Below are 25,424 nucleotides of genomic sequence, written 5' to 3'. Positions count from 1 at the left end.
CTGGCTCCCTACGATGGGCGTTCCTTCATCGTTCGAGGTCACGCCATGTCATCCCTGCCTGTCACCACCCACCGCGGAGAACCGGACGCCGCGCTGCGCGCGCGGCTCGACGCCGTGCTCGATCGCGCACTGGCCGACGCGCGCGTGGTCGGCGCGGTCGTGCTGGTCGCCCGCGACGGGGAATTGCGTTATGCACGCGCGGCCGGGCTGGCCGATCGCGAAGCCGGCACGCCGATGCGCGAGGACACGGTGTTCCGGCTCGCGTCGGTGTCGAAGCCGATCGTGACGGCCGCCGCGATGCGGCTGGTCGCGGCAGGCCGCATCGGGCTCGACGAGCCGGTCGCGCGCTGGCTCCCCGCGTTCACGCCGACGCTCGCGGACGGCACGCCCGCGAACATCACGTTGCGCCATCTGCTGTCGCATACGGCCGGGCTCGGCTATCGCTTCTTCGAAGCGGACGGCGACGGCCCGTATGCGCGTGCAGGCGTATCCGACGGGATGGATCGCGCGAGCCTGTCGCTCGCCGAGAACGTGCGGCGCATCGCCGGCGTGCCGCTGCAGTTCGCGCCCGGCACGTCGTGGGGCTACTCGCTCGCGACCGACGTGGTGGGCGCGCTGATCGAGGCGGTCGACGGCCGCCCGCTCGCGCAGGCCGTGGCCGCGCTCGTCACGACACCGCTCGGGATGGCCGATACCGGATTCGTCGCGCATGACGCCGCGCGCGTCGCGACGCCTTACGTGAGCACGCCGGGCGCGCCGCGCCGGATGGCCGACGACGATCTCGTGCCGGTGTTCGACGGCACGGTCGGTATCCGCTTCGAGACGGCGCGCGCGTTCGATGCCACCGCGTGGCCGTCGGGCGGCGCGGGCATGGTCGGCACCGCGCACGATTGCCTGACGCTGCTCGATACGCTGCGCACGGGCCTCGACGGCTGGCTCGCACCGCGCTGGATCGACGAGATGGCGCGGGTGCAGCCGGGCGCGCACGACTTGCCGGATGCGCCGGGATTCGGTTTCGGGCTCGGCTTTTCGGTGCTGCGCGATCCGGCGGCCGCGCAGTCGCCGGAGTCGGTCGGCACCTGGCGCTGGGGCGGCGCGTACGGGCATGCGTGGTTCGTCGACCGTGCGGCCGGGCTGACGGTCGTCGCGCTGACCAATACGTTGTACGAAGGGATGCACGGGCGCATCGTCACCGACGTGCGCGATGCGGTGTATGGCGTCGACGACCGGAGCGCGGCATGAGCGAATGCGTATCCGCTTCTCCGTCCGCTTCCGCGTCCGCCGCCGACCGGGCTGCCGATTCTGCAGCCGGCTCGTCTGCACCGGGCCGCGAGCGCCTGCCCGTCGCGAACCTGCTCGCGCTTGCCACTGCCGGCTTCATCACGGTGCTCACCGAAGCCCTGCCGGCCGGCCTGCTGCCACTGATGAGCGTCGACCTGCACGTGACCGAAGCGCTGATCGGCCAACTGGTGACTGTCTATGCGCTCGGCTCGATCGTCGCGGCGATTCCGCTCGTCGCCGCGACGCGCGCGATGCGCCGGCGCGGCCTGTTGCTCGCGGCGCTCGCCGGGTTCGTCGTGTCGAATGCGGTGACGGCCGCGTCGCCGTACTACGCGCTCACGCTGGCCGCGCGCTTCGTCGCCGGGATGTCCGCCGGGCTGCTGTGGGCGCTGCTGGCGGGCTACGCGAGCCGGCTGGTCGACCCGTCGCTGCGCGGCCGGGCGATCGCGGTCGCGATGCTCGGCATACCGGCAGCAATGTCGATCGGCATTCCGGCCGGCACCGCGCTCGGCGCGATGTTCGGCTGGCGCGTCGCGTTCGCGGGGATCACGGTCGCGGCGCTGGCGCTGATCGGCTGGATTCGCGTACGCGTGCCCGACTATCCGGGGCAGCAGGCCGGCGCGCGCGAGCCGGTGCTCGGCGTGATGACGCTGCCCGGTGTGCGGCCGGTGCTGACCGTGATGTTCGCGTACGTGCTCGCGCACAACATGCTGTACACGTACGTCGCGCCGTTTCTCGCGGGCGTGCGGATGGGCGCGCAGGTCGATGCGGTGCTGCTCGTGTTCGGTCTCGCGTCGCTGGTCGGCATCGCGCTGACGGGCGCGTGGATCGGCGCCGCGCAGCGACGCCTGACGCTCGCCAGCATCGCGCTGTTCGCGATCGCGGCGGCGATGCTCGGCGCAGGTTCCGGCATGGCGATCGTCTATGCGGGCGTCGCGTTGTGGGGGCTCGCGTTCGGCGGTGCGCCGACGCTGTTCCAGACGGCCGCCGCGAATGCGGCGGGGGAGGCGGCCGACGTTGCGCAGTCGATGCTCGTGACGGTGTGGAACCTCGCGATCGCGGGCGGCGGCATCGCGGGCGGAATGCTGCTCGGCGCAACGGGCGCCGGTGCGATTCCGTGGGTGCTCGTCGCGCTGCTGGCGGCTGCGTGGGTCGGTGCGTGGCGTGCGCGCCGACATGCGTTTCCGCGCCGCAAGCAGCGTGAGCGTTCGACAGCCGCGCGCGGCTTCGGCGTCAGGCCGCTTTCGCGGCGAGCGCGGCGCGCGCGCACGCTTCGTCGGTGACGAGCCCCGACAGCCAGCCGCCGCGCAGCGCGGCAATCACCGCGTCGTGTTTCTTCGGGCCGCCGGCGAACGCGATCGTCGGCAGCTTCGGCGGCGTGGCGAGCGCGACGCTCGTCACGCGCGCGCTCGTCGACACGGCGATCTGCGTGCCCTGCGCGTCGATCGGTACGCCGAGCAACTCGGCCACCGCGCCGAGCGCGGTCATCTCGTCGCGCTCCTGTTCGGTGATGAAGCCGTCTTCGTAGAGCGGGCAGTGCGGGCCGATGTTGCCGATCCCGACGAACGCGACGTCGGCCTTGCCCGACAGCGCCTCGACGATCCGGTACAGCCGGTGATTGCACCACTGCGCGCGCTCGGCGTCGCTGTCGGCGAACAGCGGCGCGGGCAGCAGGAAGTGCTTGCTGCCGGTTTTCTCGGAGATGTACTGCGCGACGTCGTAGCGGTTCGACGAACCGTCGGCCGCGATCGCGCCGACCATCGACACGAGCCGGTGCTGCGGGCGGTCGATCTGCGCGATCTGCGCGACCGCGGCCTTCAGCGTCCGGCCGCTGCTGACCGCGATCACCATCGGCCGCGTTTCGTTCAGGTAGCGCTCCATCACCTGCGCGCCGGCGACCGCGAGCTTGCGGTCGATCGCGTCGGGCGCATCGGCATCGACGGGCACGATTTCGCACATCGCGAGGCCGTAGCGCTTCGACAGCTGCGCGCCGAGATCGAGACAGTCGGCGAGCCGGTGGTCGACGCGCACGCGGATCAGGTTCTTCTCGACCGCGAACGCGACGAGACGCTGCGCGACCGGGCGCGACACCTGCAGCTTTTCCGCGATTTCGTTCTGCGTGTCGCCCGCGACGTAGTAGAGCCACGCGGCACGCGTGGCGAGATCGAGTTTTTCTGAGGACTTGGACACGATAGCGATTCGGTTCGGATCTGGGGGGGCCGCCCTGGGGGCCGCCCCGCGGGCCGCATGACGGCATCCACTGTACCGCATGTCGCGCACGCGGCCGATGGCCGCCACGCGTGACGTGCGGCGCTTATGCGAGCCGCGTGCGCGACGGTTCGTACAGCGGCTGCACGTGACGGTACAGCGCGCGGAACGCGTCGAGGCGTTCGCGCAGCAGCGCATGGCGTGCCGCATCGGGCGCGTATTCGGCGCGCACCGGCGGCTTGGTCAGCACCGCATGCGGATCGCCGCCGACGGCCAGCCAGCCGAGCCGCGCCGCGCCGAGCGCCGCGCCGGTTTCGCCGCCGCCGTGCTGGCGCGTGCGCACGTTCAGCGCATCGGCGATCAGCTGCGCCCAGAACGCGCTGCGCGCGCCGCCGCCGATCAGCGACAGCTGGTCGGTTTCGACACCGGCCGCATGCAGCGCGTCGAGGCCGTCGGCGAGGCCGAGCGTCACGCCTTCGAGCACCGCATAGCCGAGATGCGCGCGTTCGGTCGCATGCGTCATCCCGAAGAACACGCCTTGCGCGTACGGATCGTTGTGCGGCGTGCGCTCGCCGGACAGGTAGGGCAGGAACAGCGGGGCCGTCGCGAGCGCGTCGGCGTCGAGCGTTTCGACTTCGGCGAGCAGCGCGGGCTCGTCGGTGCCGGTCAGCTTGCAGACCCAGCGCAGGCAACTCGCGGCCGACAGCACGACGCTCATCAATTGCCAGCGATCGGGAATCGCATGGCAGAACGCATGCACGGCCGATGCGGGGTTCGGCATGAAGCGATCGCCGACCACGCTCAGCACGCCGGACGTGCCGAGCGAGACGAAGCCGTCGCCTGCGTGGATCGCGCCGATGCCGAGTGCACTCGTCGCGTTGTCGCCACCGCCGCCCGCCACCACGACGGCCTCCGACAGCCCGAGTTCGCGTGCGATGTCCGCGCGCAGCGTGCCGGACGGCGCGTTGCCTTCGACGATGCGGGGCATCTGCTCACGCGTCATCCCGCACGCGGCGAGCAGCGCGTCGGACCAGTCGCGGCGCGCGACGTCGAGCCACAGCGTGCCGGCTGCGTCCGACGGATCGGACACCTTCGCGCCGGTCAGCCGGAACCGCAGGTAATCCTTCGGCATCAGCACGCAGGCGGTCGCCGCGAACACGTCGGGTTCGTGCTTCGCGACCCACAGCAGTTTCGGCGCGGTGAAGCCCGGCATCGCGAGGTTGCCGGCCAGTGCGTGAAGATCGGGCGCGCGTTCGGTGAGCAGCGCGCATTCGTCGGCGCTGCGCATGTCGTTCCACAGGATCGCGGGGCGCAGCACGCGGTCGTCGCGGCCGAGCAGCACGGCGCCGTGCATCTGGCCCGACAGGCCGATGCCGCGCACGGCCGCGAACGCGTCGCGGTGCCGTTCGCGCAGCGCCGCGAGCGCGGCGAGCGTGCCGTGCCACCAGTCGTCCGGATGCTGTTCGGCCCAGCGCGGATGCGGCCGCGACACGGTGAACGGCGAGCCGGCGGTGCCGACGACCGTGCCGTCCGGGGCGAGCAGCAGCACCTTCACTTCCGAGGTGCCGAGGTCGATGCCGAGATACATGAGCGATCCGTTCCGTCAGTGGGGAGTCGCTACTTTAGCCGCGCGGCCGCGCCCGTGCCAAGGCAGGTTCGCCCGGATGCCGGTCAGCGTGCCGCGAGCCATGCGTCGACACGCCGGAGTCCGCCGCGCATGGCCTCGAACAGCGCGGCGTTGCCGGCGAGCGAGCCCCATAGCTGCCGGTTCGCGCACAGCGCGACAACCGGGTCGTCGGCCTGGACGATCGCCCGTGCGACGCTTTCGTCCATCACGCCGTCCTGGTACGCGTACGGCAACGCGCCGCGCGCCCAGCGTTCGAGAAAGCGCAGGAACAGCGCGGGCAGCACGGCGGTGGCGACCGGCGCCGCGCCGCGTGCGAACGATTCGACGAGCGTCGGCGCGATGAAGCCGGGAATCTTCGAGAAGCCGTCGGCCGCGACGCGCTGGTTGGTGTCGAGCACGTACGGGTTGCCGAAGCGTTCGAGCACGACGTCGCGGTAGCGCGCGAGGTCGAGCGGGCTCGGCGTGAGGCACGGGATCACGTCCTGCGTCACGTAGTCGTGCGCGAAGCGGCGGATCGCCGCGTCGTGCGTGCCTTCGTGGATATACGTATGGCCCGCGAGCGTGCCGGCCCACGCGATGCAGCTGTGCGTCGCATTGAGGATGCGGATCTTCGCTTCCTCGTACGGGTGCACGTCGTCGACGAGTTCGGCGCCGGCCAGCTCCCAGCGCGGACGGCCGGCCGCGAAGCGGTCCTCGATCACCCACTGGATGAACGATTCGCCCATCACCGGGCATGCGTCGTCGAAGCCGGTGGCGGCCAGCACGCGCTCGCGCACGTCGGCGGTCGGGCGCGGCGTGATGCGGTCGACCATCGCGCTCGGCGTGGCGACGTTCGCATCGAACCATGCGAGCAGGTCGGGGAGCCCGCGCCGTTCGAGGAATTCACGCATCCCCGCGCGAAAGCGCGCGCCGTTGTTGCGCAGGTTGTCGCAGCTCTGCAGCGTGAGCGGGCCCGCGTTGCGCTTCACGCGTTCGGCGAGCAGCGCCGCGAGCGCACCGTACAGCGTCGTGCGCGCGCCCTGCAGGTCGGCCGCGAGATCGGCGTTCGCGAGGTCGAGCCGGTTGTGTTCGTCGAGGTAGTAGCCGCCTTCGGTAACGGTGAACGACACGATCCGGCAGGCCGGGTCGGCGCCGGCGTCGATCAGCGCGGCGAGGTCGATCGACCACGGCAGTACGCGCGTGATCGCGCGGATCGTCTCGTACGCGCGCTCGCCTTGCGGCGTGACGGTTTCGAGCGTGTAGGCGCCGTGCTGCGCGGCGAGCGCGTCCATCGTCGCGTGCATGTCGTCGCGGATGTTGCCGACGGTCAGCGACCAGCGCTCGTCGGCCGGGACGGCCGCGTTCACGCGGTGCAGATACCACGCCTGGTGCGCGCGGTGAAACGAGCCCGCGCCGATGTGCAGCAGCACGGGCGCGCGGGCGGAGGGCGATGCGCTCATCCGGTGTCTCCTGTTCGTGCCTGACAGTCCTGTCGAATACGATCATTTGCTCTTTGTGTGAGCGAATGATCGTATTCGGGCGAGCGAAAGTCAAGGCGGGGAAACGGCATTTCGATGGTGCGCTGCGGTGGCGTGTGGGCAGCAGGGTGGGGAGGCCGCGAACGGGCGGCCGGTGCGGAAAGCGCCGTCAGCGACCTTCGCGCGTCAACGCGACGAGTTCCTCGAGCAGCTTGCCGGCCGGCCCCGGCAGGATGCCGTGGCGGCGCCGGAACGCGGTGAGCGTGCGCACCGCGACGACCTCGCGCACGGGCAGCGTGTCGATCGTGCCGGCGCGCTGCTCGGCGCCGTACATCGGCTCGGCCATCCAGCTCAGGAAGCCGGCATGCGCGACGAGGCTTTTCAGCGTCGTCACCGAGCGCGTCTCGACCGCGATGTCGGGCAGCGCCAGCCCGTGCGCGTCGAAGGTCGCGCGCATGTGGTCGAACGGCGCGGTGCCGCGCGGCGGAATCGCCCAGCGCGCGTGCAGCGTATCGGCGAGCGTCGGCGCCCGGCCGAGGCCGCGCAGCGGATGGTGCGGCGCCGCAACGATGTGGCTGCGATCCTCCCAGCGGCACTCGGGAATCGCGACGATCTCGTCGGTGTCGGGCCCGTGCGCGGACAGCGCGAGATCGATCTCGTGCTTGTTCAGCCCTTCCGCGAGCCGGTCCCACACGCCTTCGATGATCTCGACGCGCAGGTTCGGCCAGCGGTCGAGCACGCGGCCCACCGCGACCGGCAGCACGAGGCTCGCGATGCTGCCCACCGTGCCGACCTTGATCGTGCCTTTCGCGAGCCCGCGCATCGCGTCGAGCTCCTCGCGCGCGTGCTCGGCCTCGTGCTGCAGCAGTGTCGCGTGCGGCAGCAGCGCCTCGCCGAACGCGGTGAGTTGCACCCCCTTCGAGTGGCGCTCGAACAGGGGCGCGCCGACCTGCTCCTCGAGCCGCTTCAGGATCCGGCTCAGCGCCGGCTGCGTCACGTGCAGCGCGTCGGCGGCGCGGCCGAGGCTGCCGCACGCGACGATCGTCGTGAAGGCGCGCAATTGTCGGAGATCGAAAGTCATGTCGGATCGGTATGGCTTTTCGCAAAAAATACAGTATCAGAGAATGGCTTGCGCTTCGATACTGTGGAAACCGCCAAGCCATCGAGGAGCGCCGAACATGTCCGGCCATCTGCCCCCTTCCGCCGCACCGATCACCGTCCGCGATGCGGTGATCGACCTGCTTCGCCAGTTCGGCATCGACCGCGTGTTCGGCAATCCCGGCTCGACCGAGCTGCCGATGTTCCGCGACTTCCCGGACGATTTCCGCTACGTGCTCGGCCTGCATGAAGCCGTCGTGGTCGGGATGGCCGACGGCCACGCGCAGGCCACCGGCAATGCGGCGGTCGTCAACCTGCATTCGGCGGCGGGCGTCGGCAACGCGATGGGCAATCTCTTCACCGCCTTCAAGAACCGCACGCCGCTGATCGTTACCGCGGGCCAGCAGGCGCGCGCGATCCTGCCGTTCGACCCGTTCCTCGGCGCGACGCAGGCCGCCGAGCTGCCGAAGCCGTACGTGAAGTGGAGCATCGAGCCTGCGCGCGCGCAGGATGTGCCGGCCGCGATCGCGCGTGCGTACCGCATCGCGATGCAGGAACCGCGCGGCCCCGTGTTCGTGTCGATCCCGGTCGACGACTGGGACCAGCCGGCCGAGCGGCTGCCGCGCCGCGACGTCAGCAGCGTCGTGCGGCCCGACCCGGACGCGCTCGCGCGGCTTGGCGACACGCTCGACGCCGCGCGGCGTCCCGCATTCGTGGTCGGGGCGGCCGTCGATCGCGCCGGTGCGTGGGACGACGTCGTGCGGCTCGCCGAGCGGCACCGTGCGCGCGTGTACGTTGCGCCGATGTCGGGGCGCTGCAGTTTCCCCGAGGACCATCCGCTGTTCGCCGGCTTCCTGCCCGCGATCCGCGAGAAGATCGTCGCGCGGCTCGACGGGCACGACCTCGTGTTCGCGTTCGGCGCGCCCGCGTTCACCTATCACATCGAGGGCTTCGGCCCGCACGTGCCGCCGGGAGCCACGCTCGTGCAGCTCGTCGATGATCCGGGCATCGCCGCGTGGACGCCGTCGGGCGATGCGGTCGTCGGCAACCTGCGGCTCGCCGCGCGCGACCTGCTCGCGCGCCCGGCACCGCCCGAGCGGCCGATGCCCGCGCCGCGGCCGCCGCGTGCGCGCGTCGAGCCACCCGCCGCCGGCGAGCGCATGTCGGTCGCGTTCGCGCTGCAGACGCTCGCGGACGTGCGCGACGCGCACGACATCGTCGTCGAGGAAGCGCCGAGTGCACGGCCCGTGATGCAGGAGCACCTGCCGTTCACGCGCAGCGGCACGTTCTACACGATGGACAGCGGCGGGCTCGGCTACGGGATGCCGGCCGCCGTCGGCGTCGCGCTCGCGCAGCCGGGCCGGCGCGTGATCGGGCTGATCGGCGACGGGTCGAGCCTGTATTCGATCCAGGCGTTGTGGAGCGCCGCGCAACTGAAGCTGCCGATCACGTTCGTGATCCTGAACAACCGGCGCTACGCGGCGCTGCAGGATTTCGCACCCGTGTTCGGATTCGGCCCGGGCGATCCCGTGCAGGGCACCGATCTGCCGAACCTGGATTTCGTCGCGCTCGCGCAAGGGATGGGCTGCCGTGGCGTGCGAGTGATCGCTGCCACATACCTGCGCGACACGCTGGCCGACGCACTGCGTGCCGCGACGCCGGTCGTCGTCGAAGTCGAGATTGCCTGAATTACGTGATGCGCAGCGCGCGTCCTTCCGGAGATTCCATGCAAACCGTATCGATGCTGATCGGCGGCGAACGCCGTCATTCATCCAGCGGCGCGACCTTCGTGCGCCGCAACCCGCTTGATGGCGAAGTCGCGTCCGCAGCGCCCGCGTGTACCGTCGACGATGCGCGCGCGGCGGCCGACGCGGCCGCCCGCGCATTTCCTGGTTGGGCCGCGCTCGGCCCCGGCGCACGGCGCGCGCTGCTGCTGAAAGCGGCCGCCGCGCTCGAAGCGAAGCACGAACAGTTCGTCGCCGCGATGGCGGCGGAGACGGGCGCGTCCGCGCTGTGGGCCGGCTTCAACGTGCAGCTTGCCGCGAGCGGGCTCGTCGAGGCTGCGTCGCTGACCACGCAGGTCGGCGGCGAGCTGATCCCGTCCGACGTACCCGGGTCGCTCGCGATGGGCGTGCGGCAGCCGGCCGGCGTCGTGCTCGGCATCGCGCCGTGGAATGCGCCGGTGATCCTTGCGACGCGCGCGCTCGCGCTGCCGCTCGCGTGCGGCAACACGGTCGTGCTGAAGGGGTCGGAGCTGTGTCCCGTCACGCACGGTCTGATCGTCGAGGCGCTGCAGGAAGCGGGGCTGCCGGCGGGCGTCGTCAATTTCGTGACGAACGCGCCCGAGGATGCGGGCGCCATCGTCGATGCACTGATCGCGCATCCGGCCGTGCGCCGCGTGAATTTCACGGGCTCGACGCGTGTCGGCAGGATCGTCGCCGAAGCCTGCGCGCGCAACCTGAAGCCGTCGGTGCTGGAGCTCGGCGGCAAGGCGCCGTTCGTCGTGCTCGACGATGCCGATCTCGACGCGGCGGTCGCGGCGGCCGCGTTCGGCGCGTTCGCGAATTCCGGGCAGATCTGCATGTCGACCGAGCGCATCGTCGTCGACGCCGCGATCGCCGATGCGTTCGTCGCGAAGCTTGCCGACAAGGCCGCGTCGCTGCCGCTCGGCGATCCTCGCAACGGGCCGGTCGTGCTCGGTTCGCTGATCGACATGAAGGCCGTCGAGCGCTGCAACGCGCTGATCGACGACGCGCTCGCGCACGGCGCGACGCTCGTGTGCGGCGGCAAGGCCGACAGCACGCTGTTCCCGGCCACGCTGCTCGACCATGTGACGCCGGCGATGCGCATCTATGCCGAGGAGTCGTTCGGCCCGGTGAAGGGCATCGTGCGCGTCGATGGCGAGGACGCCGCGATCCGTTGCGCGAACGACAACGCGTTCGGGCTGTCGTCGGCCGTGTTCAGCCGTGATGTCGCGCGTGCGATGCGCGTCGCGGCGCGCATCGAATCGGGCATCTGCCACGTGAACGGTCCGACCGTGCACGACGAGGCGCAGATGCCGTTCGGCGGCGTGAAGGACAGCGGCTTCGGCCACTTCGGCGGCAAGGCCGGCATCGCGGCGTTCACGGACCTGCGCTGGATCACGGTGCAGACCGCACCGCGCCACTATCCGTTCTGACGAGGCCGCCGACGATGAGGATTGCGATTCTGGGCGCCGGCGCGATGGGCTCGCTGTTCGGCGGGCTGCTGGCCGAAAGCGGCGAGGCCGTCACGCTGATCGACGTGAACGACGCGCATCTCGATGCGATTCACCGCGACGGGCTGCGCATCGACGACGATCGTGGTGAACGTACCCTCCGCGCGCTGCACGTGCTCCGGCCGGAAGCTGCGAACGCGCAGGCGTCGCCCGACACACCATTCGACCTGCTGATCGTCTTCACGAAATCGCTGCACACGCGCCACGCGCTGGACGGCGTGCGTGCGCTGCTGAGCCCCTACACGTACGTGCTGACGCTGCAGAACGGGCTCGGCAACGTCGAGACGCTGAATGCGTTCGTGCCGATCGAGCGCATTCTCGTCGGCGTCACGACCTGGCCGGCCGATCTCGCGGGGCCCGGCCATGTGCATTCGCACGGCGCGGGCGTCGTCAGGATGATGACGGCCGACGGCGCGGAGCGCTCGTTCGCGACAGCCGTCGCCGACGCGCTGTCGCGCGCGGGGCTCGCGTGCTCGCTCGATGACGACGTGTGGGCCGCGATCTGGGAAAAGGTCGCGTTCAATGCGGCGCTCAACACGCTGTGCGCGGTGACGGGCTGCACGGTCGACCAGCTCGGCGAACATCACGACGGGCCGCGGCTTGCGCAGGCGATCGCTGCCGAGACGGCGGCGGTCGCGCGCGCGAAGGGCATCGCGGTCGACGGCGAGCGCATCGCGCGCAACGTCGAGCATGCGATCCGCACGCATCGCGGCCATCGCCCGTCGATGCTGCAGGACGTGCTCGCGGGCCGTCGCACGGAAATCGACGCGATCAGCGGCAAGGTCGTCGCGGCAGCGCGTGAAGCAGGCGTCGCGGTGCCGCATGCGGAGACGCTGCTCGCGCTGGTCAGGCTGATCGACGCGCGGGTGAACTGAGCATCAGGCGTGCGGCGCGGCTTGCGTCGCACGACGAGACGAGCGCGTCGCGCGCAGGCGACGGCGCCGGATCGGGACAGGTTGGACGAGACACCGGAGGCGGCGCCGATGCGTCGACGCCGGCCGCCTGCGCAGCACGAGATCCGGGCACGCGCCGCTGCGCCAGCCCGGGCAACCGGAGACGCCATGAACGCCATCGAATGCCGTTGTCTTGCCGCGCGCCGCTTGCGCATGTTGCCGCCCGAGCGCGGCGCACGGGAGGTCGCATGAGCACGCGCGACGGATTGCAACCGCCGTCCGTTGACATCGGCGCGACGCTCGACGACGGGCCGTTCACGACGATGCAGCGCTGCGTGGTGCTGCTCGCCGCGCTCGCGATCGTGCTCGACGGCTTCGACGGCCAGCTGATCGGCTTCGCGATCCCGGTGCTGATCCGCGAATGGGGCATCACGCGTGGTGCGTTCGCGCCGGCGGTGGCGGCCGGGCTGGTCGGGATGGGCATCGGCAGTGCGTGCGCGGGGATCGTCGCGGACCGCTTCGGCCGCCGCCAGGCCGTGATCGGCAGCGTGTTCCTGTTCGGTATCGCGACCTGCGCGATCGGCTTTGCACCGGACGTCACGGCGATCGCGGTGCTGCGATTCGTCGCGGGCCTCGGGATCGGCGGCGCATTGCCGACGGCCACGACGATGACGGCCGAATACACGCCCGCGCGGCGTCGCACGATGATGGTGACCGCGACGATCGTCTGCGTGCCGCTCGGCGGAATGCTGGCCGGCCTGTTCGCGCACGAGGTGCTGCCGCGCTACGGCTGGCGCGGGCTGTTCTTCGCTGGCGGCGCGTTGCCGCTCGTGCTCGGCTTCGTGCTCGTGCGTGGGCTGCCCGAATCGCCGCGCTATCTCGCGCGGCGCCCGGCGCGCTGGCCGGAACTCGGCGCGCTGCTCGCGCGGATGGAGCGGCCCGTCGCACCGGGCACCGCCTTCACCGACCTGAGGGACGCACGCGCGGCAGGCGGCCGCGGCGGCTTCGGCGCGCTGTTCGCGAGCGGCCAGGCGCGCGACACGATCGCGCTGTGGTGTGCGTTCTTCATGTGCCTGCTTGCCGTGTATGCGGCGTTCAGCTGGCTGCCGACGATGCTGGCGGCGAGCGGGCTGAGCGTGTCGGTCGCGGGGACGGGGCTCACCGCGTACAACCTCGGCGGCGTGATCGGCGCGCTGTTGTGCGCGTGGACGATCGCGCATGCCGGATCGCGCTGGCCGCTCGTGCTGTGCAGTATCGGCGGCGCGGCGAGTGCGGTCTGGCTGATGGGTGTCGACGCGAGCCGCCACACGGGCTGGCTGATCGTCGGGCTCGGCCTGCACGGGTTGTTCGTCAACGCGGTGCAGTCGACGATGTATGCGCTCTGCGCGTACATCTACCCGACGGCCGTGCGCGCGACCGGCACCGCGAGCGCGCTTGCGTTCGGCCGGCTCGGCGCGATCCTCAGCGCGTTCGCGGGCGCGATCGTGATCACCACGGGCGGCGCCGCGGCCTATCTGACGATGCTGGCGATTGCGATGGGGATTGTCTGCGTCGCGCTGCTCGTCGTGCGACGGCATATTCCGCGACTGTCGCGCGCGGCAGTGCAGCCGCGCGACGGGAAGGAGCTGGCCCGCACGTCGTCGTGACGGCGGGCGGGCCCGGGAGTGCGTCGCACGTTACAGCGTGGTGCGTACGTGCCAGAGTTCAGGGAACAGCACGACGTCGAGCATCTTGCGCAGGTACGGCGCGCCGCTGGTGCCGCCCGTACCCTGCTTGAAGCCGATGATGCGCTCGACGGTCGTCACGTGACGGAAGCGCCACTGGCGGAACGCATCCTCGAGATCGACGAGTTCCTCGGCCATCTCGTAGAGCTCCCAGTGCTGCTGCGGGTGACGGTACACCTCGAGCCACGCGGCTTCGACCGTCTCGTCGTGCCGGGTCGGCTGCGTCCAGTCGCGCTCGAGCCGCTCCGCCGCGATCGGGAAGCCGCGCCGCGCGAGCAGGCGCACGACTTCGTCGTAGAACGACGGCGCCTCGAGCGTCGCACGCACCTGTTCGAGGATGTCGGGCCGGTGCGCATGCGGCTGCAGCATCTGCACGTTCTTGTTGCCGAGCAGGAATTCGAGCTGCCGATACTGATAAGACTGGAAACCCGACGACTGCCCGAGATACGGCCGCATCGCCGAATACTCGGACGGCGTCATCGTCGACAGCACGTTCCACGCCTGTACCAGTTGCTCGAGGATGCGCGACACACGCGCGAGCATCTTGAACGCCGGCGGCAGCGCGTCGGTGCGCACCGCGTCGAGGGCGCCGCGCAGTTCGAACAGTGCGAGCTTCATCCACAGCTCGCTCGTCTGATGCTGGATGATGAACAGCATCTCGTTGTGATCGGGCGACAGCGGATGCTGCGCGTCGAGGATCGAATTCAGCGACAGGTAGTCGCCGTAGCTCATCGACTTCGAGAAATCGAGCTGCGCGTTGTGCCAGCCGGCATCGCCGGGCACGTGCGACGCTTCGTGCGCCACCTGGGCCGCTGGTGCCGAATGAGTGGCGCGTGCGCCCGAGAACGGGCAGCCCGCCGGCGCGTCGTCGCCGGGTGGCTGCATATGACCAGAATTCACGACTCTCTCCAGATTTGAATGACGGGGCGCGGCGCGCGGCTGTCGCGCGCCGGGCAAGGCCGATCAGGTCACCGCGCCGCGTTCGGCGAACTCGGGCGCCTTCCACGCGTCGGTGGCGAGGATGTCGCGCAGCGTCTCGACGGCATCCCACACGTCGGCGAAGCGCGTATAGAGCGGCGTGAAGCCGAAGCGCAGCACGTACGGCTCGCGGTAGTCGCCGATCACGCCGCGCGCGATCAGCGCCTGCATCACCTCGTAGCCGTGCGGATGCTCGAAGCTCGCCTGCGAGCCGCGCTGGTGATGCGCGCGCGGCGTGACGAGCTTCAGCGACAGGCCCGCGCAGCGTGCCTCGACGAGCGCGATGAACGCATCGGTCAGCGCGAGCGACTTGCGGCGGATCGCGTGCATGTCGGTCTGCAGGAACACGTCGAGCCCGCATTCGACCATCGACATCGACACGATCGGCTGCGTGCCGCACAGGAAGCGGGCGATGCCCGGATCGGGCGCGAAGCCCGGCTGCATCGCGAACGGTGCGCGGTGGCCCCACCAGCCGGACAGCGGCTGCGAGAAGTGCGCGTGATGGCGCTGCGGCACCCACACGAAGGCGGGCGAACCGGGGCCGCCGTTCAGGTACTTGTACGTGCAGCCGACCGCGCCGTCCGCGCGTGCGCCGTTCAGGTCGACCGGCACCGCGCCGGCCGAATGCGCGAGATCCCACAGCATCAGCCCGCCTGCGTCGTGCACGAGCTGCGTGACGGCCGGCATGTCGTGCATGTAGCCGGTGCGGTAGTTCACGTGCGTGATCATCGCGACGGCCGTGTCCGCGCCGAGCGCGTCGGGCAGGTCGGCCGGGTCGTCGATCAGGCGCAGTTCGTAGTCGCCGCCGAGCTGCTCGATCAGCCCCTGCGCGATATACAGGTCGGTCGGGAAGTTCGAGCGTTCCGACACGATCACGCGGCGCTCGGGCGCGCGCCCGGCCTGGTGGCGCACCATCGCCGACAGCAGCTTGAACAGGTTGATCGAGATCGTGTCGGTCACGACCGTCTCGCCGGGGGCGCCGCCGATCAGCGTCGCGAGTTTGTCGCCGAGACGGCGCGGCAGCGCGAACCAGCCGGCCGTGTTCCAGCTGCGGATCAGGCCTTCGCCCCATTCGGCGCCGATCACCTGCTGCGCGCGGGCGGCCGAGGCGCGCGGCTGCGCGCCGAGCGAGTTGCCGTCGAGGTAGATCACGCCGTCGGGCAGGGAGAACTGGTCGCGCAGCGGGGCGAGCGGGTCGTCGCGGTCGAGCGCGAGCGCGTCTTCACGGGTCTTGATCATGATGTGGGGTCGTCAGTCGGGGTAATCAGGCGGCACGCGCGGGCAGCGCGCGCAGCACTGCGCGCACGGGGCTCGCGTCGAGCGTCGCGAATTTCAGCGGCAGTGCGATCAGTTCATAGTCGTCGGGCGGCACGTCGTCGAGCACGATGCCTTCGAGGATTGCCATCCGGTGCGTGCGCACGCGGTGATGCGCATCCATCGTCTTCGATTCCTGCGGGTCGAGCGACGGCGTGTCGATGCCGATCAGCTTCACGCCGTGCGCGGCGAGCAGGTCGATGGTCTCGGGCGCGACCGCGCAGAAATTGCTGTCCCACTGCTCGACGCTGGCGCGGGCGCAGGTGCGCAGCAGCACGCGCGCCGGTACGCCGTCGAGCGCGGCCGCGACATCGGCCGGCCGCACGACCGGCGATGCGCCGATGCAATGGATCACGCGGCACGGGCCGAGGTAGGTGTCGAGCGGCACGGCGCCGATCGGCGCGCCGTCGGCGTCGTAGTGCAGCGGCGCGTCGCAGTGCGCGCCCGTGTGCGGCGACAGCGTCAGGCGTGCGACGTTGACCGGGGAGCCGGCCTCCATCCGCCACACGCGTTCGACGGAAACCGGCGTATCGCCCGGCCACACGGGGGTGGCGGGGCTGACAGGCGGCGAGATGTCCCAGAGGGTGTCCATGGCATGACGATTCGGTGAGTCGATCCTTCGAATGATAGGTGGACGCTCGCAGAAAGTGCTTGCGAAATAAACATGGACAATCCGCCGGATTGGCAGATAATTCGACTCAGAGGGAAAACGGGGACCAAAAATGCACGCGATCACGCTCGATGCCACCGACTGCCGGATTCTGGCGGTACTGCAGGAAGAGGGCAGAATCAGCAATCTCGACCTGGCGGAACGGATTTCGCTTTCGCCATCCGCCTGTCTGCGCCGCATGCGCCTGCTCGAGGAGCAGGGCGTGATCGAGCACTATCGCGCGTGCCTGAGCCGCGAGAAGCTCGGCTTCGAGCTCGAGGCGTTCGTTCAGGTGTCGATGCGCAACGAAGAGAATCAATGGCACGAGCGCTTCGCGGAAGCGCTGCGCGAATGGCCGGAGGTGGTCGGCGCGTTCGTCGTGACGGGCGAGAGCCACTATCTGCTGCGCGTGCTCGCGCACAACCTCAAGCACTATTCGGATTTCGTGCTGAACCGGCTCTACAAGGCGCCGGGCGTGATGGACATCCGGTCCAACATCGTGCTGCAGACGCTGAAGGATGAAGCCGGCGCGCCGGTCGGGCTGGCGCGCACGGGGGCGATCAAAGCGGTGTAAGGCCGTGGAAGCCGCCGCCGTGGAACACGAGCGGCGGTGCCGTGTCCGATTCCGTGCGCACGCCGCAGCGCTCCACTTCGCCGACGAAGATCACGTGGTCGCCTTCATCGTAGCGGCTGCGGTTGTGGCATTCGAACCACGCGAGCGCGCCGTCGAGCACGGGCATCCCCGAGTTGCCGGCCGCATGCGCGATCCCTTCGAAGCGGTCGCCCTTGTAGGTCGAGAAGCGCTTGCACAGGTCGAGCTGCGAGGCCGCGAGCACGTTCACCACGTAATGGCTGTTGCCGCGGAACACGGGCGTGGACGCCGATTTGTGCGCGAGGCTCCACAGCACGAGCGGCGGATCGAGCGAGACCGAGTTGAACGAGCTGGCGGTGATGCCGATCAGCTGGCCGGACGGCGCGCGCGTCGTGATCACCGTTACGCCCGTGGCGAACTGGCCGAGGGCTTGCCGGAAGGCGGCCGAGTCGAAATCCGGAGGATTGGCGTGGCTCATCGCGCGGCCATCCGGAACGAGACGGGCGGGCGCAGCGCGACGCGGATGGGGCGGGCACGGCGGACGAAAGGCGACAAGGCGGTCGAGGGGGAAGGGGTGCGCATGGCCCGATTTTAGCGGAATCGGGGCCGCCGGGCCCGGCCGGACGGCGCATTGCGGGGGCAGGGTGACGTAGCGAACACTGCGGCGCGCTGCCGGATGCGCGATTGCACGCTGCCGGCACGGCCGTTCTGTCGCGATTTTCGTGCGGCATCGCCGCTGCGCCCGGCACCCTTGCTCGACATTGGCCGCAGATCCCCCCGCACTATCGCGTCGCCGCCAGCCCGAGCGACAACGCGCCCGTCACGATCAGGCTCGACGCCCACACCGCGTCGAGATTGAACCAGCTCCGCGATACGAACTTCAGCCCGAGATAGCGGTACACGAGCCAGGCGAGCCCGCCGCCGGCGCCGATCATCGCGACGGCATGCACGGCCGCGACGACGAGCGCCATCCCGAGATGCGCATCGACGAGCGTGGCCGCCGCGCGGTGGCCGGCGTCCTGGTCGAGCCCGCACAGCCCGAGGTAGATCGGTACCAGCATCAGCCCCGCGCCATGCGCGATCGCGACCGCGAACGACCACAGGCCGAGCCGCGCGGGCGGGATCCGCGCGAGCGCCCGCGGATGCCGGCGCCGGATCAGCAGCACGGCGCCGAAGCCGATCACGAGCGCGCTCGCGCCGATCCGGATCGCCGTTTGCCACGCGAGCAGCGCGGCGAGCAGCCCGAACGGCAGCATCACCGCGAACACGGCGAGCGCATGGCCGAGCGCGAGATAGCCGAGCGCCGCGACAAGCGCGCCGCCGCGGCGCGTCATCAGCGCGTTCGACACCGCGAGCGGCCAGCCCATCGCGGGGTTGAGCCCGTGATACACCCCGCTCGCGAGCACGGCCGCCCACAGCGCGAACGGGGCGTGAACGCCGGCGTTCAACGCTTGACCGACGGATAGCAGAACGAGTCGGTCGAGCAGTCGCCGCCTTCGAGCCGGATCTGGTGCGCGCGATAGCCGTCGGGGAACTCGACCCAGTAATCGTCGGCGAGCGTCAGCCCGCCTTCCGGCCCCACGTGCGCGAGCACCTGCGCGCCCGGCACGCCGTCCGGATAGAACTGGTCGTCCCACGTCGAATACAGCGAGTTGGTCCAGTACACGCGTTTCCCGTCGCGGCTGATCTCGACCATCTGCGGGCCGCCCGCGAACGTGCGGCCGTTCGAGTGCGGCGCGCGGCGCGCGATGCCGCCGATCCGGACCGACCCCGCGAGCACCGGGTTGTGCGGGTCCGACACGTCGTACTGGCGCATCTCGCCGGTGCCCCAGCAGGACACGTAGAGGAAGCGATCGTCGAGCGACAGGTCGATGTCGGTCACGAGCGGCGGCACCGCACCGAATCCTTGCAGCAGCGGCGGCAGTTCGTCGGCCGAGGCCGGCTCGGCCGGGATCGTCGCCGTCTCCTTCACATGGAACTTGCCGCCTTCGCGCCACCAGGTCCAGATCGAGCCTTCGAGATTGGTCGTGTCGACCACGACGCCGACGAACCCGTATTCGCGCGCCGGGTCGTGCGCGGGCCGCACCTCGAGCGCCATCTGGTGCTGCGCGCCGAGATCGATCGTCTGCACGTTGCGCCGCGCGCGCAGGTCCCAGAAATGCAGGCGATGCCCGTATTTGTTCGCGAGCAGGTCCTCGGGCACGATCCCGTTCTCGAATTGCGGCGGCAGCGCCCATTCGCTCGACACCATGTAGTCGCGCGGCAGGTTCCACCAGAAGTCGTAATGCTTGTCCTGCGGGCCGCGGTCGATCTCCCAGCGGCCGAGCACGTCGAAGGTCTCGCAATCCATGATGAAGATGCCGGGCGCACCGTCGGTGCCGTCCTTGCCGGCGCCGCCGAGCGTGCTCACGTAAATGCCCTCGGGCCCGCAGTGCACGGTGTGCGGCCGCGAATAGCCGGTCTTCGAGAAGATCTCGTCGGGCTCGATGATCTTGTGGATGCGCGCCTGCGTCGGATGCGGCTTCGTGTCGATCACGTAGATGCGCGACGAGCGCAGGCCCGGGATGATCAGGAAGCGGCGTTCGAGGAACGCATGGCCGGTCAGCGGCGACAGCGACGACGAGCACGCATTCCAGCCGAAGTGGTGAAACTCGTCGCCGGTGTTCGGCATCGTGACCGTGTGCACGATTTTTCCGTAGGTCGACGAGCCAGGCTTCACGTCGATCACGGCGAGCGCGTCGGGTCTGGAAAAATCGGGGCTCAGCAACAACGTATAGGCAAACGCTTCCGGCGGCGCCTGCATCGCAAGTTCCGGCGAAGCGTGAAACGTCGGGTCAGGCCGCATGCTCATGGTGATGCCCTCTCGATGGTGTCGGATCGTGGTCGCACGGCCGTTCATTGCGGGCGTGCGAGTCGGGGTTGCCGCACGGCGCGCATCACGCCGGCGGGAGCGATCGGCAGGCGGACGCACGCGTCGGCGTGCGTGTGACGCCGTGCATCAGATCGTGAAAGCGGATAAAGGCGGTGTTCCGGATCGCCGCACGCGGGGCGAGGCGGATGCGCGGCCAGGGGGTGATGCAATCGAAGCCGCGGCCCGCGACGCGGCGACGGCCGGGTGCGTGACGCGGGTGATGTCTGTTAAGGCGTGCATAGCGATGTTCCGGCAGATGATGTTTGCATCAGGGTCGGGCATGCATCGGGCGCGTTGCGCGAGACAGCGGGTTTGCCGCCGCGCTCGCGCGTGCCTAAGTGTAGTCGAGAAAACGGGCGGCCGGTCGCGCGCGACACCTGTGCACTCTGTCAGGTTCGCGCGCGAGTGAGATACTTGCCGACGTGCCGTTGCGACCCGCGTGCGGGTGGGCAGCGGCGAGACGGAACGGTGGCGCCGGCGCATGCGTGCCGGCTGCCGACATCAACGAGGGACTGATTTCATGGTGAACGAGATGCTTGAAACCGCGACATTGGGAGGCGGGTGTTTCTGGTGCACGGAGGCGGTGTTTCTCGACGTCGACGGCGTGACGGCCGTCCAGTCGGGCTACGCGGGCGGCCATACGCGCAATCCCGGCTATCGCGACATCTGCGAGGGCGACACGGGCCACGCGGAAGTCGTCAACGTGACGTTCGATCCGGCGCGCATCGGCTATCGCGAGATCCTCGAGATCTTCTTCGCGACGCACGATCCGACCCAGTTGAACCGGCAGGGCAACGACGTTGGCACGCAGTACCGTTCGGTCGTGTTCACCCATTCGGACGCGCAGCGCGACACGGCGCTCGACGTGATCCGCGAACTGGAGCGCGAGCAGGTGTTCGGGCAGCCGATCGTCACGCAGGTCGTGCCGCTCGACGACAACTACTGGCCGGCCGAGGACTATCACCAGAACTATTACGCGCGTAATCCGGGGCAGGGCTACTGCTCGGTCGTGATCGGGCCGAAGCTCGCGAAATTCCGGCAGAAGTTCTCGCACCGGCTGAAGTCGCTGCGCGGCGCGTAAGCGTCGTGACCGCGGCCGGCGCAAGCCGGTATCAAGCGGGTATCAAGCCGCCTCGTTGCGCCACTGCGCGCACGCGGCGGCGATCTCGCGCGCAAGCGCGATGCACGACAGCGGCGCGGAGCCTTCCGCCTTGTTGTTGATCGTGATGATCACCGGCTGCCCGGCCAGCGCATAGCGCGCGGCCAGCTCGGCGAGCGCCGAGCGCGTGGCCGGATCCTCGTCGACGAGCTTGTCGAACGGCTCGTACTTCGCTTTCGCCTGTTCATACTTGAAGCCGCCGTGCAGGCTCCAGCGCACGATCAGCGGGCCCGGCGCGTCGCCGTCGAGCAGCGCGAGCGCGGCCGCCTGGCGCAGCGGGTCGGGCATCCGCGCGTGCAGGCCGACGCAGTAGCGCACGCCGAGCGCGGCGAGCGCGCGGATGAAGCGCGGCGTGAGCAGGCTCGCGTCGCGAATCTCGATCGCGTAGCGGGTGCCGTCGGCTTCCGGCGGCAGCGGCGGCAGCGCCGCGAAGAACGCGGCCAGCCGGTCGATCAGCGCCGCCGGCTGGGCAAGCATCTGGTCGGGCAACGGCGAGAACTGGAACACGAGCACGCCGGCTTTCCGGCCGAGCCCTTCGCGGCACGGCTGCACGAATTCCCGGGTGGCGAGATCCGCGTCGAGGAAGGTCGGGTTCGGTCCCGACGGTTCGCCGCGCCGGCCGCGGATCACTGCATCGGTCACGGAGGCCGGCGCCTTCACGACGAAGCGGAAATCGTCGGGTACCTGCTGCGCATAACGCAGGTAGTCGGCCACCGACAGCGGGCCGTAGAACGACCGGTCGAGGCTCACGCTCTTCAGCAGCGGATGCGCGCCATACGCTTCGAGCCCTTCGCGTGAGAGTTTCGTCTGAGCAAAATCGCCGTCGTAGACGATGCCGTCCCAGCCCGGGAAGGTCCACGACGACGTGCCGAGCCGGACGTTCGGCGGCAGGCCGGCCGCTGCGTCGGCCACATCCGGCGCGATCGGCGCGGGCAGCACGCCGCGCCGGCGCCGGCCTTTCTTCGGCGGCTCAGCGGGCGGGGACGGCTCGTCCCACAGCAGGCCGGAAGCGGCGGGCGGTGTTTCGTCCGAAGAACGGGGGGCGGTGCGGGTGCGCGGGGCCGGCTGCGCGTCGTCAGGCGTGCCCGGGTTCACATGGCCGTCGGCGTCGGCAGGCGGGCCGTCGTTCTCGGGCGACGCGCGTGCGGTGTCGGCCGGCACGCCGAACAGGTCGAATTGCCCGTCGGCGTGCGGCGCGTTGGCGTCGTCGTGCTGCTGTCGTTCCGGCGGCGCCTTGCGCCGCGTCCTGCCGTCACCCATGCATGCCCAGCGTGAAGCGCCGCCTAGCGCGGCAGCGCGTGTTCGTACATATAGCGCCGCGACCACGGCAGCGTTTTCGCGCTCTGCCCGGCCTTGCGGCACACGATCTGGAAGATCGACACGTCGTCGTGCTCGAACGCATATGCGCAGCCGGCCAGATACACGCGCCAGATGCGGAATTTTTCGTCGTCGACGAGTTGTCGCGCGGCGTCGGCCTTCGCCTCGAAGTTTTCCGTCCAGATATCGAGCGTGCGCGCATAGTGCCGGCGCAGGCTTTCGACGTCAATCGCTTCGAGCCCGCCGCGCTGCGCGGCTTCCAGCGCGAGGCTGATGTGCGGCAGTTCGCCGTCCGGGAACACGTAACGGTCGATGAACTCGCCGCCGCCGAGCGCCGTCTCGCCGCTTTCCGCGTCGGTCGACGTGATCCCGTGGTTCATCGCGATGCCGTCGTCGGTGAGCAGGTCATGGATTCGCGAGAAATAGAGCGGCAGGTTCTTGCGCCCGACGTGCTCGAACATCCCGACGCTCGTGATGCGGTCGAATTGCCCGTCGATCTCGCGGTAGTCCTGCAGCCGGATCTCGATCCTGTCTTCCAGCCCGGCGGCCTTCACGCGCGCGGTCGCGAGGTCGAACTGGTTCTGCGACAGCGTGACGCCGAGGCACTGCGCGCCGAACTTCTGCGCGGCGCGCAGCACGAGCGCGCCCCAGCCGCAGCCGATGTCGAGCAGGCGCTGGCCGGGCTGGAGCCGGATCTTCGTCAGGATGTGGTCGATCTTCTTGATCTGCGCGGTGGCGAGATCCTCGTCGCCGTTCTCGAAGTACGCGCACGAGTACACCATGTTCTCGTCGAGCCACAGTTTGTAGAACTCGTTCGAGACGTCGTAGTGATACTGGATCGCCTTCTTGTCGGTGCTCTTCGAGTGATTGAAGTAGCGCTTCACGCGCGCCAGCTTGCTCGCGCTCGTCACCGTGCTGCGCGCGAGCGAGTAGCCGATGTTGATGATGTCCGACAGCTTGCCTTCGATGTCGATCTTGCCCTTCACGTACGCCTCGCCGAGATTGTCGAGGCTCGGTTCGAGCAGGAGCGGCAACGCCGACGCGCTGTTGACCTTCAGCGTGACCTGCGGCGCGCTGAAGGTGCCGAAATCGAGTTGGTCGCCGTTCCACAGCACGAGGCGCGCCGGTATGTTCGCCTTCGCCCGTACTTCGTCCGCCCACTGTGCCAGCTTCTTTTCCCAGAACATTTGGATTCTCCGTTTGTTCGTTGAATCGAATACAGCCAAGTATCTTGACCGGCGCCCGCCGCTTGCGGCGCGGGCACCCGGATGCAACACGAGACACGACCGGCGCGCGCCGGCGCCGCGCTTAAGGCGACAGGCGCGAAATCGACCAGCCCGTCGACGTGCCGGCGTCGCGCGTGTAGAGCAGGCGGTCGTGCAGCCGCGACGGGCGGCCCTGCCAGAACTCGATCGAGTCGGGCACGAGGCGGTAGCCGCCCCAGTGCGGCGGGCGCGGCGGGTTGTCGCCGTAGCGTTCGCTGACGGCCTTTTCCTGCGCTTCGAGCGTCGCGCGGCTGTCGATCACCGCGCTCTGCGCGGATGCCCAGGCGCCGATGCGCGAGCCGAGCGGGCGTGATGCGAAATAGCGGTCGCTTTCTTCTGCGCTGGTTTTCTCGATCCGGCCTTCGATGCGCACCTGGCGTTCGAGCTCGATCCAGTAGAACAGCAGCGCGGCCTGCGGGTGCGCGGCGAGATCGCGCCCCTTGCGGCTTTCGTAATTGGTAAAGAAGACGAACCCGCGTTCGTCGACGCCCTTGATGAGCACGATGCGTGCCGACGGTCGGCCGTCGGCGCCGACGGTCGCGAGCGTCATCGTGTTCGGCTCGGGTAGCTTGGCGGCGAGCGCCTCCTTGAACCAGCGGTCGAACTGGGCGAACGGGTCGTGGGCGACGTCGGCCTCGTCGAGCGAAGCGCGTGAGTAATTGATGCGGAGATCGGCGAGAGTCGTCATGTTATGCAAACGCTTCAATCTGGAACCATTGTAGCCAACGCGCAAGAAACGTGCGTGCACAGTGGCGCGTGCGAGCGGGGAGTTCAGGCAAAATAGAGGGCTGCACGACTTACGTTTTCCTTGCTGCCATGTCCGTCGCCGACGCTGCCCCGCCCAGTTCCTCTGATCTTACCCCGACCCCGGAAATCCAGCTTGACGTGGATCGCGCGCGGCGTTTCGGCGGCGTTGCGCGGCTGTACGGCGCACCGGCCGCCGCCGCGTTCGAGCGCGCGCACGTCGCGGTGATCGGGATCGGCGGCGTCGGCTCGTGGGTGGCCGAGGCGCTCGCGCGCAACGCGGTCGGCACGCTGACGCTGATCGATCTCGACAACGTTGCCGAAAGCAATACGAACCGGCAGATCCATGCGCTCGACGGCAATTACGGCAAGCCGAAGGTCGACGCGATGGCCGAACGGATCGCGCTGATCGATCCCGCGTGCCGCGTGAACCGGATCGAGGATTTCGTCGAGCCCGACAACTTCGACGCGCTGCTCGGCGGCGGCTTCGACTACGTGATCGACGCGATCGACAGCGTGCGCACGAAGGTTGCGCTGATCGCATGGTGCGTCGCGAAGCGCCAGCCGCTCGTCGTGGTCGGCGGCGCGGGCGGCCAGCTCGACCCGACGCGCATCCGGATCGACGATCTCGCGCTGACGATCCAGGATCCGCTGCTGTCGAAAGTGCGCGCGCAATTGCGCAAGCAGCACGGCTTTCCGCGCGGGCCGAAGGCGCGTTTCAAGGTCAGCGCCGTGTATTCGGACGAGCCGCTGATCTATCCGGAAGCAGCCGCGTGCGACCTCGAGGACGGCACCGAGCCGTCCACGGCTGCGCACGTCGCGGGGCTCAACTGTGCGGGGTTCGGTTCGAGCGTGTGCGTGACCGCGAGCTTCGGCTTCGCGGCCGCCGCGCATGCGCTGCGCGCGATCGCGGCGCAGGCCGCCGGCTGAGCCGCTGCGAATCGCGGTCGT

At 69.8% G+C, this 25,424-nt stretch carries 22 protein-coding genes; 9 read left to right on the top strand and 13 right to left on the bottom strand.

Annotated features, from left to right (window positions below; all coding sequences use genetic code 11):
- The first annotated feature begins 45 nt into the window (after nucleotides 1–45).
- Together CFB82_RS14555 and CFB82_RS14550 are read left to right on the top strand one after the other, a co-directional pair.
- Nucleotides 46–1,242, top strand: a complete 1,197-nt coding sequence (locus CFB82_RS14555) for a serine hydrolase domain-containing protein (RefSeq protein WP_089484493.1) — start codon at nucleotides 46–48, stop codon at nucleotides 1,240–1,242.
- Complete coding sequence (locus CFB82_RS14550; protein ID WP_373558803.1) at nucleotides 1,239–2,564, top strand: MFS transporter; 1,326 nt, start codon at nucleotides 1,239–1,241, stop codon at nucleotides 2,562–2,564. Before CFB82_RS14555 ends, CFB82_RS14550 begins: the two co-directional genes overlap by 4 nt.
- Here CFB82_RS14550 and CFB82_RS14545 read toward each other — a convergent pair.
- The 4 genes from CFB82_RS14545 to CFB82_RS14530 all read right to left on the bottom strand — a co-directional run bounded on the left by CFB82_RS14545 (nucleotide 2,515) and on the right by CFB82_RS14530 (nucleotide 7,654).
- The gene (locus tag CFB82_RS14545; protein ID WP_089484492.1) at nucleotides 2,515–3,471 is read right to left on the bottom strand and encodes a sugar-binding transcriptional regulator; all 957 of its coding nucleotides are present in this window, start codon (nucleotides 3,469–3,471) and stop codon (nucleotides 2,515–2,517) included. The two genes, CFB82_RS14550 and CFB82_RS14545, sit on opposite strands and share 50 nt — an antisense overlap.
- 124 nt (nucleotides 3,472–3,595) lie before the next feature.
- Entirely contained in the window at nucleotides 3,596–5,077 is a 1,482-nt protein-coding gene (gene xylB, locus CFB82_RS14540) for a xylulokinase (protein WP_089484491.1), read from the bottom strand.
- An 83-nt stretch (nucleotides 5,078–5,160) separates the two neighbouring features.
- Complete coding sequence (gene dalD, locus CFB82_RS14535) at nucleotides 5,161–6,555, bottom strand: D-arabinitol 4-dehydrogenase (protein ID WP_089484490.1); 1,395 nt, start codon at nucleotides 6,553–6,555, stop codon at nucleotides 5,161–5,163.
- 187 nt (nucleotides 6,556–6,742) lie between these two features.
- The gene (locus tag CFB82_RS14530; protein ID WP_089484489.1) at nucleotides 6,743–7,654 is read right to left on the bottom strand and encodes a LysR family transcriptional regulator; all 912 of its coding nucleotides are present in this window, start codon (nucleotides 7,652–7,654) and stop codon (nucleotides 6,743–6,745) included.
- A 97-nt stretch (nucleotides 7,655–7,751) separates the two neighbouring features.
- Here CFB82_RS14530 and mdlC point away from each other — a divergent pair, with 97 nt between their 5' ends.
- The 4 genes from mdlC (at nucleotide 7,752) to CFB82_RS14510 (ending at nucleotide 13,466) form a co-directional block, all read left to right on the top strand.
- Entirely contained in the window at nucleotides 7,752–9,359 is a 1,608-nt protein-coding gene (gene mdlC / locus CFB82_RS14525) for a benzoylformate decarboxylase (protein ID WP_089484488.1), read from the top strand.
- Nucleotides 9,360–9,397: 38 nt separating this feature from the next.
- Nucleotides 9,398–10,849, top strand: a complete 1,452-nt coding sequence (locus CFB82_RS14520; RefSeq protein WP_089484487.1) for an aldehyde dehydrogenase — start codon at nucleotides 9,398–9,400, stop codon at nucleotides 10,847–10,849.
- Between the two features lie 14 nt (nucleotides 10,850–10,863).
- Nucleotides 10,864–11,802, top strand: coding sequence for a ketopantoate reductase family protein (locus CFB82_RS14515; RefSeq protein WP_089484486.1), 939 nt, complete (start codon nucleotides 10,864–10,866; stop codon nucleotides 11,800–11,802).
- A gap of 266 nt (nucleotides 11,803–12,068) precedes the next feature.
- A complete protein-coding gene (locus CFB82_RS14510; protein ID WP_089484485.1) occupies nucleotides 12,069–13,466 on the top strand; it encodes an MFS transporter in 1,398 nt (465 codons plus the stop codon).
- Between the two features lie 30 nt (nucleotides 13,467–13,496).
- On the opposite strand, the gene kynA is transcribed toward CFB82_RS14510, so the two are convergent.
- The 3 genes from kynA to kynB all read right to left on the bottom strand — a co-directional run bounded on the left by kynA (nucleotide 13,497) and on the right by kynB (nucleotide 16,428).
- Nucleotides 13,497–14,429, bottom strand: a complete 933-nt coding sequence (gene kynA, locus CFB82_RS14505; RefSeq protein WP_069248711.1) for a tryptophan 2,3-dioxygenase — start codon at nucleotides 14,427–14,429, stop codon at nucleotides 13,497–13,499.
- Nucleotides 14,430–14,507: 78 nt separating this feature from the next.
- Nucleotides 14,508–15,761, bottom strand: coding sequence for a kynureninase (kynU, locus tag CFB82_RS14500; protein ID WP_205191042.1), 1,254 nt, complete (start codon nucleotides 15,759–15,761; stop codon nucleotides 14,508–14,510).
- A gap of 25 nt (nucleotides 15,762–15,786) precedes the next feature.
- The gene (gene kynB, locus CFB82_RS14495) at nucleotides 15,787–16,428 is read right to left on the bottom strand and encodes an arylformamidase (protein WP_089484484.1); all 642 of its coding nucleotides are present in this window, start codon (nucleotides 16,426–16,428) and stop codon (nucleotides 15,787–15,789) included.
- A 130-nt stretch (nucleotides 16,429–16,558) separates the two neighbouring features.
- Here kynB and CFB82_RS14490 point away from each other — a divergent pair, with 130 nt between their 5' ends.
- The gene (locus CFB82_RS14490; protein WP_006477992.1) at nucleotides 16,559–17,059 is read left to right on the top strand and encodes an Lrp/AsnC family transcriptional regulator; all 501 of its coding nucleotides are present in this window, start codon (nucleotides 16,559–16,561) and stop codon (nucleotides 17,057–17,059) included.
- Here the strand turns inward: CFB82_RS14490 and CFB82_RS14485 are convergent.
- From CFB82_RS14485 to CFB82_RS14475, 3 genes are all read right to left on the bottom strand, one after another.
- Nucleotides 17,046–17,555, bottom strand: a complete 510-nt coding sequence (locus CFB82_RS14485; RefSeq protein WP_069248708.1) for a flavin reductase family protein — start codon at nucleotides 17,553–17,555, stop codon at nucleotides 17,046–17,048. The two genes, CFB82_RS14490 and CFB82_RS14485, sit on opposite strands and share 14 nt — an antisense overlap.
- Before the next feature lie 304 nt (nucleotides 17,556–17,859).
- A complete protein-coding gene (locus tag CFB82_RS14480) occupies nucleotides 17,860–18,525 on the bottom strand; it encodes a hypothetical protein (RefSeq protein ID WP_069248707.1) in 666 nt (221 codons plus the stop codon).
- On the bottom strand, nucleotides 18,522–19,928 hold the full coding sequence (locus CFB82_RS14475; RefSeq protein WP_089484483.1) for a selenium-binding protein SBP56-related protein: 1,407 nt from the start codon (nucleotides 19,926–19,928) through the stop codon (nucleotides 18,522–18,524). Before CFB82_RS14475 ends, CFB82_RS14480 begins: the two co-directional genes overlap by 4 nt.
- 580 nt (nucleotides 19,929–20,508) lie before the next feature.
- Here CFB82_RS14475 and msrA point away from each other — a divergent pair.
- Nucleotides 20,509–21,069, top strand: a complete 561-nt coding sequence (msrA, locus tag CFB82_RS14470; protein ID WP_046544550.1) for a peptide-methionine (S)-S-oxide reductase MsrA — start codon at nucleotides 20,509–20,511, stop codon at nucleotides 21,067–21,069.
- 42 nt (nucleotides 21,070–21,111) lie between these two features.
- Here the strand turns inward: msrA and CFB82_RS14465 are convergent, their stop codons facing one another.
- The 3 genes from CFB82_RS14465 to pdxH all read right to left on the bottom strand — a co-directional run bounded on the left by CFB82_RS14465 (nucleotide 21,112) and on the right by pdxH (nucleotide 24,417).
- Nucleotides 21,112–22,407 (bottom strand): DUF72 domain-containing protein, encoded by a 1,296-nt coding sequence (locus tag CFB82_RS14465; RefSeq protein ID WP_089484482.1) that lies wholly within the window; start codon nucleotides 22,405–22,407, stop codon nucleotides 21,112–21,114.
- 23 nt (nucleotides 22,408–22,430) lie between these two features.
- The gene (locus tag CFB82_RS14460; RefSeq protein ID WP_069248704.1) at nucleotides 22,431–23,651 is read right to left on the bottom strand and encodes an SAM-dependent methyltransferase; all 1,221 of its coding nucleotides are present in this window, start codon (nucleotides 23,649–23,651) and stop codon (nucleotides 22,431–22,433) included.
- Nucleotides 23,652–23,772: 121 nt separating this feature from the next.
- Nucleotides 23,773–24,417 carry a pyridoxamine 5'-phosphate oxidase gene (gene pdxH / locus CFB82_RS14455; protein WP_069248703.1) on the bottom strand — a complete coding sequence of 215 codons (645 nt, stop codon included), beginning with the start codon at nucleotides 24,415–24,417 and terminating at the stop codon, nucleotides 23,773–23,775.
- A 128-nt stretch (nucleotides 24,418–24,545) separates the two neighbouring features.
- Here pdxH and tcdA point away from each other — a divergent pair, with 128 nt between their 5' ends.
- The gene (tcdA, locus tag CFB82_RS14450; protein WP_089484481.1) at nucleotides 24,546–25,403 is read left to right on the top strand and encodes a tRNA cyclic N6-threonylcarbamoyladenosine(37) synthase TcdA; all 858 of its coding nucleotides are present in this window, start codon (nucleotides 24,546–24,548) and stop codon (nucleotides 25,401–25,403) included.
- The last annotated feature ends 21 nt before the right edge of the window (nucleotides 25,404–25,424 follow it).

This window comes from Burkholderia sp. HI2714, from assembly GCF_002223085.1.
Lineage (GTDB): Bacteria > Pseudomonadota > Gammaproteobacteria > Burkholderiales > Burkholderiaceae > Burkholderia > Burkholderia lata_D.
This window is presented reverse-complemented; position numbering and strand designations above follow the sequence as displayed.

Coding starts and splice junctions, on each gene's coding strand:
- CFB82_RS14555 (WP_089484493.1), top strand. CDS start 46: ATGTCATCCCTGCCTGTCACCACCCACCGCGGAGAACCGGACGCCGCG.
- CFB82_RS14550 (WP_373558803.1), top strand. CDS start 1,239: ATGAGCGAATGCGTATCCGCTTCTCCGTCCGCTTCCGCGTCCGCCGCC.
- xylB (WP_089484491.1), bottom strand. CDS start 5,077: ATGTATCTCGGCATCGACCTCGGCACCTCGGAAGTGAAGGTGCTGCTG.
- dalD (WP_089484490.1), bottom strand. CDS start 6,555: ATGAGCGCATCGCCCTCCGCCCGCGCGCCCGTGCTGCTGCACATCGGC.
- CFB82_RS14530 (WP_089484489.1), bottom strand. CDS start 7,654: ATGACTTTCGATCTCCGACAATTGCGCGCCTTCACGACGATCGTCGCG.
- mdlC (WP_089484488.1), top strand. CDS start 7,752: ATGTCCGGCCATCTGCCCCCTTCCGCCGCACCGATCACCGTCCGCGAT.
- CFB82_RS14520 (WP_089484487.1), top strand. CDS start 9,398: ATGCAAACCGTATCGATGCTGATCGGCGGCGAACGCCGTCATTCATCC.
- CFB82_RS14515 (WP_089484486.1), top strand. CDS start 10,864: ATGAGGATTGCGATTCTGGGCGCCGGCGCGATGGGCTCGCTGTTCGGC.
- CFB82_RS14510 (WP_089484485.1), top strand. CDS start 12,069: ATGAGCACGCGCGACGGATTGCAACCGCCGTCCGTTGACATCGGCGCG.
- kynA (WP_069248711.1), bottom strand. CDS start 14,429: ATGCAGCCACCCGGCGACGACGCGCCGGCGGGCTGCCCGTTCTCGGGC.
- kynU (WP_205191042.1), bottom strand. CDS start 15,761: ATGATCAAGACCCGTGAAGACGCGCTCGCGCTCGACCGCGACGACCCG.
- kynB (WP_089484484.1), bottom strand. CDS start 16,428: ATGGACACCCTCTGGGACATCTCGCCGCCTGTCAGCCCCGCCACCCCC.
- CFB82_RS14490 (WP_006477992.1), top strand. CDS start 16,559: ATGCACGCGATCACGCTCGATGCCACCGACTGCCGGATTCTGGCGGTA.
- CFB82_RS14485 (WP_069248708.1), bottom strand. CDS start 17,555: ATGAGCCACGCCAATCCTCCGGATTTCGACTCGGCCGCCTTCCGGCAA.
- CFB82_RS14475 (WP_089484483.1), bottom strand. CDS start 19,928: ATGAGCATGCGGCCTGACCCGACGTTTCACGCTTCGCCGGAACTTGCG.
- msrA (WP_046544550.1), top strand. CDS start 20,509: ATGGTGAACGAGATGCTTGAAACCGCGACATTGGGAGGCGGGTGTTTC.
- CFB82_RS14465 (WP_089484482.1), bottom strand. CDS start 22,407: ATGGGTGACGGCAGGACGCGGCGCAAGGCGCCGCCGGAACGACAGCAG.
- CFB82_RS14460 (WP_069248704.1), bottom strand. CDS start 23,651: ATGTTCTGGGAAAAGAAGCTGGCACAGTGGGCGGACGAAGTACGGGCG.
- pdxH (WP_069248703.1), bottom strand. CDS start 24,417: ATGACGACTCTCGCCGATCTCCGCATCAATTACTCACGCGCTTCGCTC.
- tcdA (WP_089484481.1), top strand. CDS start 24,546: ATGTCCGTCGCCGACGCTGCCCCGCCCAGTTCCTCTGATCTTACCCCG.